This is a genomic window from Bacillus sp. SIMBA_008 (assembly GCF_046535495.1).
Lineage (GTDB): Bacteria > Bacillota > Bacilli > Bacillales > Bacillaceae > Bacillus > Bacillus subtilis.
The window spans coordinates 176,551-187,222 of the sequence record NZ_JAWRWL010000004.1 but is presented as its reverse complement, the minus strand read 5'-3'; the positions used below and the strand labels follow the sequence as shown (position 1 = coordinate 187,222).

General features: G+C 42.7%; 12 protein-coding genes and 1 pseudogene. 7 read left to right on the top strand and 6 right to left on the bottom strand.

All coding sequences use genetic code 11. From position 1 onward, the window contains the following. Nucleotides 1–343 precede the first annotated feature (343 nt). A complete protein-coding gene (gene hxlR / locus SB658_RS15075) occupies nt 344–706 on the bottom strand; it encodes a transcriptional activator HxlR (RefSeq protein WP_003246265.1) in 363 nt (120 codons plus the stop codon). Nucleotides 707–938: 232 nt separating this feature from the next. On the opposite strand from hxlR, the gene hxlA reads away from it, so the two are divergent. The 5 genes from hxlA (at nt 939) to nin (ending at nt 5,008) form a co-directional block, all read left to right on the top strand. Beyond that, the gene (gene hxlA, locus SB658_RS15070; RefSeq protein WP_003234604.1) at nt 939–1,571 is read left to right on the top strand and encodes a 3-hexulose-6-phosphate synthase; all 633 of its coding nucleotides are present in this window, start codon (nt 939–941) and stop codon (nt 1,569–1,571) included. A 5-nt stretch (nt 1,572–1,576) separates the two neighbouring features. Beyond that, on the top strand, nt 1,577–2,134 hold the full coding sequence (hxlB, locus tag SB658_RS15065; protein WP_003234605.1) for a 6-phospho-3-hexuloisomerase: 558 nt from the start codon (nt 1,577–1,579) through the stop codon (nt 2,132–2,134). 110 nt (nt 2,135–2,244) lie between these two features. Further along, nucleotides 2,245–3,966 carry a methyl-accepting chemotaxis protein TlpC gene (tlpC, locus tag SB658_RS15060; RefSeq protein ID WP_410601861.1) on the top strand — a complete coding sequence of 574 codons (1,722 nt, stop codon included), beginning with the start codon at nt 2,245–2,247 and terminating at the stop codon, nt 3,964–3,966. Nucleotides 3,967–4,133: 167 nt separating this feature from the next. After that, complete coding sequence (gene nucA, locus SB658_RS15055; RefSeq protein WP_003234608.1) at nt 4,134–4,583, top strand: DNA-entry nuclease; 450 nt, start codon at nt 4,134–4,136, stop codon at nt 4,581–4,583. A 26-nt stretch (nt 4,584–4,609) separates the two neighbouring features. Continuing rightward, nucleotides 4,610–5,008, top strand: coding sequence for a DNA-entry nuclease inhibitor (gene nin, locus SB658_RS15050; RefSeq protein ID WP_015715226.1), 399 nt, complete (start codon nt 4,610–4,612; stop codon nt 5,006–5,008). Nucleotides 5,009–5,044: 36 nt separating this feature from the next. On the opposite strand, the gene bglC is transcribed toward nin, so the two are convergent. The 4 genes and pseudogenes from bglC to SB658_RS15030 all read right to left on the bottom strand — a co-directional run bounded on the left by bglC (nt 5,045) and on the right by SB658_RS15030 (nt 7,715). Beyond that, nucleotides 5,045–6,478 carry a 6-phospho-beta-glucosidase gene (gene bglC / locus SB658_RS15045; protein WP_029727076.1) on the bottom strand — a complete coding sequence of 478 codons (1,434 nt, stop codon included), beginning with the start codon at nt 6,476–6,478 and terminating at the stop codon, nt 5,045–5,047. 152 nt (nt 6,479–6,630) lie between these two features. Then, nucleotides 6,631–6,963, bottom strand: a complete 333-nt coding sequence (locus SB658_RS15040) for a YckD family protein (protein ID WP_015252849.1) — start codon at nt 6,961–6,963, stop codon at nt 6,631–6,633. Nucleotides 6,964–7,044: 81 nt separating this feature from the next. After that, entirely contained in the window at nt 7,045–7,500 is a 456-nt protein-coding gene (locus SB658_RS15035) for an RDD family protein (RefSeq protein WP_064672016.1), read from the bottom strand. Nucleotides 7,501–7,518: 18 nt separating this feature from the next. Next, nucleotides 7,519–7,715: pseudogene (locus SB658_RS15030) on the bottom strand (hypothetical protein). 160 nt (nt 7,716–7,875) lie between these two features. On the opposite strand from SB658_RS15030, the gene SB658_RS15025 reads away from it, so the two are divergent. Further along, complete coding sequence (locus SB658_RS15025; protein ID WP_086343439.1) at nt 7,876–8,739, top strand: transporter substrate-binding domain-containing protein; 864 nt, start codon at nt 7,876–7,878, stop codon at nt 8,737–8,739. 9 nt (nt 8,740–8,748) lie between these two features. Beyond that, nucleotides 8,749–9,429, top strand: a complete 681-nt coding sequence (locus tag SB658_RS15020; protein ID WP_086343438.1) for an amino acid ABC transporter permease — start codon at nt 8,749–8,751, stop codon at nt 9,427–9,429. Nucleotides 9,430–9,477: 48 nt separating this feature from the next. On the opposite strand, the gene zinU is transcribed toward SB658_RS15020, so the two are convergent. Further along, nucleotides 9,478–10,671 (bottom strand): zinc metallochaperone ZinU, encoded by a 1,194-nt coding sequence (gene zinU, locus SB658_RS15015; RefSeq protein WP_024572175.1) that lies wholly within the window; start codon nt 10,669–10,671, stop codon nt 9,478–9,480. Nucleotide 10,672: the final 1 nt, after the last annotated feature.

Here is a 10,672-nt window from a genome sequence, read left to right as displayed (position 1 = left end):
CCCTAATAAGAAACCAATTTTGGCTATTTATTCATTGTTTTCAATATTTTTTATCTTTCTACCGTTTACTTTAAATGAAAAAAATGTTTTTATCACCGAAAAATGGGTGAAAAGTTTCATGCGGGATGCCGAAAGATTCCAGTTTATTTACAGGGATATTTTTGCGGGATGCCGCAATCATTTCCACTAAACATTATTTACAGAAAAATAAAAATTTTTAAACCAAACTGCTGCGTTCAATCTTTTTTTATTGCTGAATGCAATTTACAATCTTTACATGACTATGTGTACCGCGCAAAAACCGAAAAAAAGGCAAAAAAAAGACACCCTTGCGAAGAGCGTCTTACAACGATTCTTTCATGACATTTTTGTCGATATCAATCAATTCCATATAACCTTTCCCCCACTCATACATGGCTTCAAGAATAGGCATGAGGCTTTCTCCGTGCGGGGTCAGAGAATATTCAACCTTCGGCGGGACAACTGGATACACTTCCCTGTGAACAATCATATCCTGCTCAAGCTCTCTCAGCTGATTCACGAGGATCTTCTGCGTAATATCAGGAATCAATGTTTTTAATTCATTGAACCGTTTTGTGCCTTCTTTTCCTAAATGCCATAAAATGAGCATTTTCCATTTACCGCCAATCACTGCAAGCGTTAATTCCTTCTCACAATTAAACCTTTTGTCGTCCATCCGGCTCAATAGAATCCCCCCCTTAGTAACCTTTTTGTATGTTAGATACGTATCATCACTTACTTACTTTTTTGCAGACTCTTTTTTCATTATACTCACTCATAAAATCAAGCGAAAGAAATCTGATTGTCTCTCCTCACAGTATCCTCCAAGTAACTTGTTGACTTCAAAGTGCCTACTTCTCATCAAAAGAAGGAACCTATAGAATGAAAAATAATTCGAAAAAGGGAGTGGATCAACAATGGAATTACAGCTTGCATTAGACCTCGTCAACATCCCGGAAGCCATTGAGCTCGTCAAAGAGGTAGAACAATACATCGACGTAGTTGAAATCGGAACACCGGTCGTCATCAATGAAGGCCTAAGAGCCGTTAAAGAAATAAAAGAAGCATTTCCTCAATTGAAGGTTCTTGCAGACCTGAAAATCATGGATGCCGGAGGCTACGAAATTATGAAAGCGTCGGAAGCAGGCGCTGACATCATCACCGTTTTAGGGGCTACAGACGATGCAACGATTAAAGGCGCAGTAGAAGAAGCCAAAAAACAAAAGAAGAAAATCTTAGTGGACATGATTAACGTGAAAGATATCGAATCCCGTGCGAAAGAAATTGACGCACTCGGTGTTGACTACATCTGCGTCCACACTGGCTATGATCTTCAAGCAGAGGGCAAAAACTCTTTCGAAGAATTAACGACAATCAAAAATACCGTAAAAAACGCAAAAACCGCAATCGCGGGCGGCATCAAACTTGATACACTGCCAGAAGTGATCAAGCAAAACCCTGACCTTGTCATTGTTGGGGGCGGAATTACAAGCGCAGCTGATAAGGCGGAAACAGCTTCAAAAATGAAGCAGCTGATTGTCCAAGGATAACTCCTATGAAAACGACTGAATACGTAGCGGAAATTCTCAATGAGTTACACCGTTCAGCAGCTTATATTTCTAATGAAGAGGCTGACCAGCTTGCCGATCACATTCTTTCATCCCACCAAATTTTCACTGCGGGTGCGGGGCGGTCTGGCCTGATGGCAAAATCCTTCGCGATGAGACTGATGCACATGGGCTTCAACGCCCATATTGTAGGTGAGATTCTCACTCCGCCGCTCGCCGAAGGAGATCTAGTTATTATCGGCTCAGGATCAGGCGAGACAAAAAGCTTGATTCATACCGCAGCAAAAGCAAAAAGCTTACACGGAATTGTTGCCGCTTTAACCATCAATCCGGAATCAAGCATCGGAAAACAAGCGGACCTCATCATCAGAATGCCTGGTTCTCCTAAAGACCAGTCTAACGGAAGCTATAAAACCATTCAGCCAATGGGATCATTATTTGAACAAACTTTGCTGCTCTTCTATGATGCAGTGATTTTAAAACTCATGGAGAAAAAAGGACTCGATTCTGAAACTATGTTCACTCACCACGCAAACCTTGAATAGCATCACACAACCGGCCTGAAGATCAGGCCGGTTTTATTTTTTCTAAAATAAAACTTTAAACCCGAAAACCCGATAAGTAATATGACCTACAAATCGTAAAGGGAGGAATTATGTTGATAAAACGATTTAAGATGAAGCTAGGAACTAAAATTCTTTGCCTCGTTTTCGTGGTGATTCTTTTGTTTTCGGCATCAGTTGGCACTGTGATGCTTAAGGAAATTACAGAAAACATGAAACAAATGGCAACTGAAAAAGCGAAAGGTGATCTTGCTTTAAGCAGCACTTATATTGATGATGTCATGTCAGGCGACTGGCAGGTGAAAAACAATAAGCTCTATAAAGGGCAAACACAAATCAATGGAAATGAAGATATTGTTGATCTGCTTGGCGAAAAAACAGGTGATACCATTACCATTTTCCAAGGCGATACTCGTGTTGCAACCAATGTCATGAAGAATGGCGAAAGAGCTGTCGGCACCCAGGCTTCTTCTGAAGTTATTGCCGCTGTTTTAAAGAAAGGAAAGCGTTTTTACGGACAAGCAGATGTAGCAGGTTCTTCTTATCAGACTGCATACATGCCGTTAAAAGATCAAAATGGGAACATCATCGGCATGCTGTATACCGGAGCTAATCAAAGTATTTTAGCATCACTTACACAATCACTTTTCACTCAATTCGCTATCGTTCTTGTTATCGTCATTATGGTATCAGTCATCCTTGTCTTGGTTTTCACCAGAAAAATCAACAAGCGGCTGAACGCTTTAAAAAGCGCCTTTGAAAGTGCCGGAAACGGAGATATGACAATAGAGGTGTCAGACAAAACCGGTGACGAGCTTTCAGAACTAAGCGTCTATTATAATAAGATGAGAATGAAGCTGAACGATACCATACAAACCGTACAACAATCAGCCCTTCAGCTTGCGTCAGCCTCTCAGCAGCTCTCAGCCGGAGCAGAGGAAACAAATCAAGCTTCAGAAAAAATCACAGAAGCTGTACAGCAGATTGCAAATGGAGCCCAAGATCAGATCACCCGAATTGAAAGTAGTGAAAGCTCATTAAAACAAGCTTCAGCAGACATCCGGGATATTTCTGCAAATACTGCCGCTATCGCTGACAAAGGGCAGCTCGCTCAATCAAAAGCAGACATTGGACAAAAGGAAATTGCAAATGTACAGGCGCAAATGGATGCGATTCACCAGTCAATTCAGAAAAGCGGAGAAATCATACACCAGTTAGACGGCCGCTCTAAACAAATTGAGCAAATTTTATCGGTCATCACCCAAATTGCCGATCAGACAAACCTGCTTGCGCTGAATGCAGCGATTGAAGCTGCCAGAGCCGGTGAACAAGGAAAAGGCTTTGCTGTTGTTGCTGATGAAGTACGGAAATTAGCGGAAGAGTCTCAACAGTCTGCGGGGCAGATTTCAAAACTGATCATAGAAATACAAAAGGATATGAACCGGTCTGCAAGATCTGTTGAGCATGTGAAAACAGAAGCTGCAGAAGGAGTCACCATGATCCAGCGCACCAGAGATGCATTTAAGGAAATTGCAGCTGCAACAGGTGAAATCAGCGCCGAGATTAGTGATTTATCAGCATCTGTAACAAACATTTCAGCCAGTGCACATCATATAAATGATTCCTTTGCAGCCAATACGGCCGACATTAAAGAATCTACTAAAAATACCCGGCAAGCGGCTGCATTAACAGAGGAGCAATTTGCTGCAATGGAGGAGATTACCACAGCTTCTGAAACACTTTCTCAATTAGCTGAGGAGCTTACCGGTATCATAAGCCAATTTAAAATGATTAATCAAGCCGAAAACGGCTGATGACTTACTATCATTATTGTAAATTGGCAATCGTATTTTGCTGAAAACAAATATTTCGATCTGCTAAAATTACGATTTCTGCAATAAACTGAGCGTAAAACATAAAATTTAAACCTTTACACCAAATGCTTTCTGGATTACTCTTGTGTCAGTTTTAAAAGCGGGAGGTGAACATCACGACGGACATCATAAAAACGATACTTCTCGTCATCGTCATCATAGCAGCTGCAGCTGTCGGCCTGATAAAAGGAGACTTTTTTTCAACTGATCAAAAAACGTCTCAAACGAAAGAATATGATGAAACAATCGCCTTCCCATCTGACCGGTATCCCGAAACTGCCAAGCATATTAAGGATGCGATAAATGAGGGACACTCAGAGGTGTGCACTATTGACAGAGACGGAGCTGAGGAACGCCGCGAGCAATCATTAAAGGACGTACCTTCCAAAAAGGGGTATGACAGAGATGAATGGCCAATGGCCATGTGCAAAGAAGGCGGTGAGGGAGCTTCTGTAGAATACATTTCTCCCGCTGACAACCGCGGAGCAGGCTCTTGGGTCGGGCATCAGCTTACCGATTACCCAGACGGCACAAAGGTTTTATTCACAATTCAGTAAACAGTACATAGAGGAGGAACAGCACATTGATCAAATCATGGAAGCCGCAAGAACTTTCGATTTCATATCATCAATTTACTGTATTTCAAAAGGATTCTACACCTCCTGTAATGGATTGGACTGACGAAGCGATTGAAAAAGGATATGCTGCGGCAGACGGAGCCATTTCCTTTGAGGCACAGCGAAATACAAAGGCCTTTATTCTTTTGCGCCTGAACAGTTCAGAAACAGTAAGCTCCTACGAAAAAAAAGTGACTGTTCCTTTTCATGTCACAGAAAACGGAATTCATATTGAAAGCATCATGTCTAAAAGACTGTCCTTTGATCTGCCTAAAGGAGACTATCAATTGACATGCTGGACTGTGCCGGCTGAAATGTCAGATTTGCACGCCGACACTTATATTATTGATGCTGTTTCTGTGTAATGAAAAACCCCTGAGAGAATAACTCTCAGGGACTCTTTATAAACTTTCTCCGTTTGTCTTGATGACATCTTGATACCAATAAAAGCTTTTTTTCTTCAAGCGTTTTAAATCGGATGTGCTTTCTTCATCACGATTGACATATACAAATCCGTATCTTTTTTGGTAGCCGTTCAGCCAGCTTAACAGATCAGTAAACGACCAGCTGCAATAGCCGATTAAATCGACACCGTCACTGATGGCTTGTCTGCATTGCTCAAGATGCGAACGCAAATAATCAATTCGATAATCATCCTGTACAGTGCCGTCCTCAACTTTATCAAATTCACCCAAACCGTTCTCTGTTATAAACACTGGAAGCTGATAGCGGCTTGTAATTCGGCGAAGACCGATACGCAGCCCAATTGGGTCAATTGTCCAATCCCAGTTGCTCGTTGTCAGATGCGGATTTTTTTTCGTTTTGAACACTCCGGGTATCCCCGTCTCCTGATTGGTTCCCTTTTGGCCTGTCGTATTCATTTTCCCTTCTGACACACCATCAAGCGGATTTCGTTCATAGGTGATCGTCTGATAATAATTGACACCTACAAAATCAGGCTTCCCTTTGGCGAGCAGGTCCATATCTCCTGCTTCAATTGTCGGCGCCCATCCCTGTTTTTCCAAGTAGCGGAATGGAATTTGTGGGTAGGTTCCCCAGCAATACATGTCAAGCCACCAATTGTTCATAAATTCTTCGGCGTTTTCAAATGCCAGTATATCCTCTGGATGGCTTGATAAAGGGTAAGCCGGAGAATAAGCAAAGCTAGGACCTATTTTGCCTTCAGGCACATATTCTCTAAATGATTCGATGGCTTTTGCATTAGCCAGAAACGCAATATGATTTGCTTCGTAAAATCGTTTTCTGTCTTTCACTCCAGGCGGATGCATGGCTGTAATAAATCCGTGATTAAAATTGTAGTTCTGTTCGTTTAACGTAACCCAATATTTCACCCTGTCTCCAAAACGTTTATAAAGAGTAATACAGTAGTGATTAAAATCCTCTATGATGTTTCTGGATTCAAACCCGCCGTATTCGTCCATAAGCGCTTGAGGCAAATCCCAGTGATATAAAGTCAGAACCGGCTCGATGTGATGAGAAAGCAATTCATCAATCAGACTATCGTAAAACGCTAGACCTGCTTCATTGATCTCTCCTTTTCCTTTTGGAAAAACCCGTGGCCAGCTGACGGAAAATCGATATGCTTTTAACCCCATCTCAGCCATCAGAGCGACATCTTCTTTAAATCGGTGATAATGGTCAACCGCAATCTCGCCATTGGTTCCTTTAAACGTTTTGCCCGGTATTTTCGTAAACACATCCCAAACAGAAGGGCCTTTGCCATCTTCATTCCAAGCGCCTTCAATCTGGTACGCTGCAGAAGCAGAGCCCCACAAAAAATGTTTCGGAAAAGATTCTGGATGCTGGTGGATCATAGTGTTTATCACTCCTGAATTATTGATAAACCTATCATAGGCTATGAAACGCGTTTCATATCAACTCGATGTTAGTCGCGGAACAGCTCAGCTAATATTGCCTACCTGTAAATAACGCAAAAGCACCCAATTCCCATTGGATGCTTTCCATCTTAATGTCTTTTTTCAAATTTATGCGGATGAGGATGGTGCTTTGGAACAAAGCCGTTTTGTTTCATCATTTCAAAGTGTTTGTCCAAGTGATTTTTGATGTGTTCTCCTCTTTCTTTAGGCAGGATACCGTATTGTACATACTTTGAGATCACGTCTTTGCGCTTTTTAAGAATCTCTGCTTCCAGTTGTTCAATCTCTTTCTTTTGCTGATCTGTCAGTGTAACATTTGCGGGTGGCTGCTGCTGTTTTTCAGCGGCCTCAGCTGTACCGGTCAGAGAAATGACAGCCGCTGCAATGAACATTGTGATAATGTTGATGGTTATTCGTTTCATCCAGTTTATTCCTCCAATCCTATTTTTCATATGTTTTGCTGCCTTGTATTTTTTATGCATAAAAATAAAAAGAGCGAACCATTATTCGCTCTTTCTAATCTCTTCGTCAGCATTAAGTTCTTCTTCACCTGGTGTCGCATAAGTGACATATGTTCCCGCGATTAAATCATGCAGGGTCCGTTTGTCTTCTCGTACGGCAATCAGAATCAGGCTGGCGATCAAGCCGAGTCCGAAGGTTATAACGTAAACCAGGCCGGCTACAATAACCCGTAAAAACATTGTTAACAGACTGACCTGTGATCCGTCTTTTTTTACGATTCTGATTCCGCAGATCCTTTTTCCGATAAGATAACCGCGCCAAAACACCGGCAGCAAAATAGAATACAGCAGAACAACCAAACTGATGAACATGCTGTCGTTTGGGTCTTTTCCTGTAATCAGCCAATAGATCAGCAAAAGCGGCACGGAGACTATAATATAGTCTAACAATGCAGCTCCAAGTCTGATCCAAAATCCGGCTGGTTTGTAAATATTCATTTGACTCCCCATTATGGTTTAAATGTTTCCATTTTCTTTCTCATCGGATATATCATATGTCTTAGGGGCATCAGCAAGACTTAAATTTATTCTGAAGATCGATTTCATGCTTCTGACCATTTCTTACGGTATTGGCATAGAGGAATAACGGATCTACTGCATCCTTCACGTCCATATGTGTTTCCTTGGTACGTCGGGCATTCATCCTTGGACAACTCCTTTGTTCATCACCAATTCCCTTCATAGCCGCTATTAAACACCCACTATGCCTTTTGTATACACAATTCGAACTTTTTGAAAACGCGATCAACATATTGCAACCCCTTATGTTCAATGCTATCTTTTTAGTTGATTAACAGATTGGGGGAAATATAGGTGAAATCATTCAAGCAATCCAAAGCCGTTATATTCAGTTTCACAATGGCTTTCTTTCTTATATTGGCAGCCTGTTCCGGCAAAAATGAAGCCGATTCCAAGGATACAGGCTGGGAGCAAATCAAGGACAAAGGGAAAATCGTAGTCGCTACATCAGGTACGCTTTATCCCACTTCTTATCATGATACCGACTCTGGCTCCGATAAGCTGACGGGCTACGAGGTTGAAGTCGTTCGTGAAGCGGCAAAACGCCTGGGACTGAAGGTTGAGTTCAAGGAGATGGGCATTGACGGGATGCTGACAGCGGTGAACAGCGGACAGGTTGACGCAGCCGCGAATGACATCGATGTGACGAAGGACCGCGAGAAGAAGTTCGCATTTTCTACTCCATATAAATATTCATACGGTACGGCAATTGTCCGAAAAGACGATTTATCAGGGATTAAAACGCTTAAGGATTTAAAAGGGAAGAAAGCGGCTGGCGCGGCTACGACCGTCTACATGGATGTCGCGAGAAAATACGGCGCCAAAGAAGTGATTTATGATAATGCGACGAATGAGCAATATTTAAAAGATGTTGCCAACGGACGCACTGACGTCATTTTAAACGACTATTACCTGCAGACACTTGCGCTCGCGGCATTCCCGGATCTCAACATTACAATTCATCCTGACATCAAGTACATGCCGAACAAACAGGCCCTTGTCATGAAAAAAAGCAATGAGGCACTTCAGAAAAAGATGAACGAAGCATTGAAAGAGATGAGCAAGGATGGCTCTTTGACTAAACTGTCGAAACAATTCTTCAATAAAGCAGATGTATCAAAAAAAATTGATGCCGACGTTCAGGACGTTGATTTGTAATCGGACGCCATGATCAATAGCATTCAATGGGAATATATTTTCAACACGAAGCTGGCTATTGAATCGTTCCCTTATGTCATAAAAGGCATTGGGTATACACTGCTCATCTCTTTTGTAAGCATGTTTGCGGGAACTGTGATCGGCCTGTTCATATCACTCGCCAGAATGTCTAAGATTGCTTTGTTAAGATGGCCGGCGAAGCTCTATATCTCATTTATGCGGGGCGTTCCGATTTTAGTGATTTTGTTTATCCTTTATTTCGGGTTTCCTTATATCGGCATTCAATTTTCCGCTATCACGGCTGCTTTAATCGGCTTTAGCCTTAACAGCGCCGCCTACATTGCGGAAATTAACCGTTCAGCCATTTCATCCGTCGAAAAAGGACAGTGGGAAGCCGCATCCTCGCTGGGTCTTTCCTATTGGCAGACGATGAGGGGCATCATTTTGCCGCAATCGATACGTATTGCGCTGCCTCCGCTTGCCAATGTATTGCTCGACTTAATCAAGGCGTCATCTCTCGCTGCGATGATTACAGTGCCGGAATTGCTCCAGCATGCGAAAATCATCGGGGGCAGAGAGTTTGATTATATGACCATGTATATTCTGACCGCTCTCATTTATTGGGCCATCTGCTCCATTGCCGCGGTCTTTCAGAATATCCTTGAGAAAAAATACGCTCATTATGTTTAAACAAACGTTTCATTAAAAAAAGCCGTTCCCCATGGGACGGCTTTTTTTCTATTGATTCAGCTTCCATTTAAACGGGTCCTCAAACAGCGACCAGTCGGAATCAAATTCATACTCAGTCAACAGGCATTGATCAAGCTCTTTCGTGATCGTTTCTTCATCCAGGTCAGTTCCGATAAAAACTAGCTGCGTTAGGCGGTCGCCGAACTCCGGGTCCCACTCCTCCAGGATTTCCGGCTCCTGCTGTTTGACTTGCTCCTGCTCAAGCTTCGGCAGCGCCGCCACCCAATAAGATACAGGCTCAATCGTAACCGACGGACCTGCTTGCGACATCAGCAAAGCGAGGTTGTTATGAGATGCGCACCAGACGATTCCTTTGGCACGAACCACGTTCTTTGGCATTTGATCTATCCATTGATAAAACCGTGTAGAATGAAACGGCAAACGTCTCTTATATACAAATGAAGAGATACCGTATTCTTCTGTTTCCGGGGTGTGTTCCGCATGGCCTGCCGTCAGCTCTTGAATCCAGCCCGCCGATCCGCTCGCTTCCTCGAAGTTAAATAACCCTGTATGCAAAATCTCCTGCGGTTTTACATTTCCTTTGACGGAACGAATGAACTTGGCTCTTGGCTGCAGTTTACGAAGAACTTTTTCAAGCTGTTCGAGCTCTTGCTCGCTGACCAAATCACATTTATTTAAGATCAGTACATCGCAAAACTCAATTTGATCGATCAAGAGGTCGGCGATTTCTCTTTCATCCTCTTCCCCCAATGCTTCTTTGCGGTCCAGAAGGCTTTCGCCTGACTGATAATCATGCCAAAAACGGTTGGCATCAACCACTGTCACCATCGTATCCAGCTGACAGAATTTTGTAAGATCGATTCCCATTTCTTCATCGATATAAGAGAAAGTCTGGGCCACCGGGATCGGTTCACTGATTCCTGTCGATTCGATGACGATATAATCAAACCGTCCGTCTTTTGCCAGCTTCTCAACTTCAATTAATAAGTCTTCGCGAAGCGTGCAGCAAATGCAGCCGTTTGACATTTCCACAAGCTTTTCATCTGTTCTGGAAAGGCCCCCTTCCTGCTTAACCAAGCCCGCGTCAATGTTCACCTCGCTCATATCGTTTACGATAACCGCTATTTTCAAGCCTTCGCGATTTTGCAAAATGCTGTTCAGCAATGTTGTTTTTCCCGCACCTAGATAACCGCTCAGTACGGTAACCGGAATTTTTTTCATA

What these genes read in the sequence shown, in the direction of transcription:
- hxlA (WP_003234604.1), top strand. Translation starts at nt 939, where the DNA reads ATGGAATTACAGCTTGCATTAGACCTCGTCAACATCCCGGAAGCCATT.
- hxlB (WP_003234605.1), top strand. Translation starts at nt 1,577, where the DNA reads ATGAAAACGACTGAATACGTAGCGGAAATTCTCAATGAGTTACACCGT.
- tlpC (WP_410601861.1), top strand. Translation starts at nt 2,245, where the DNA reads ATGTTGATAAAACGATTTAAGATGAAGCTAGGAACTAAAATTCTTTGC.
- bglC (WP_029727076.1), bottom strand. Translation starts at nt 6,478, where the DNA reads ATGATCCACCAGCATCCAGAATCTTTTCCGAAACATTTTTTGTGGGGC.
- SB658_RS15040 (WP_015252849.1), bottom strand. Translation starts at nt 6,963, where the DNA reads ATGAAACGAATAACCATCAACATTATCACAATGTTCATTGCAGCGGCT.
- SB658_RS15035 (WP_064672016.1), bottom strand. Translation starts at nt 7,500, where the DNA reads ATGAATATTTACAAACCAGCCGGATTTTGGATCAGACTTGGAGCTGCA.
- SB658_RS15020 (WP_086343438.1), top strand. Translation starts at nt 8,749, where the DNA reads ATGATCAATAGCATTCAATGGGAATATATTTTCAACACGAAGCTGGCT.
- zinU (WP_024572175.1), bottom strand. Translation starts at nt 10,671, where the DNA reads ATGAAAAAAATTCCGGTTACCGTACTGAGCGGTTATCTAGGTGCGGGA.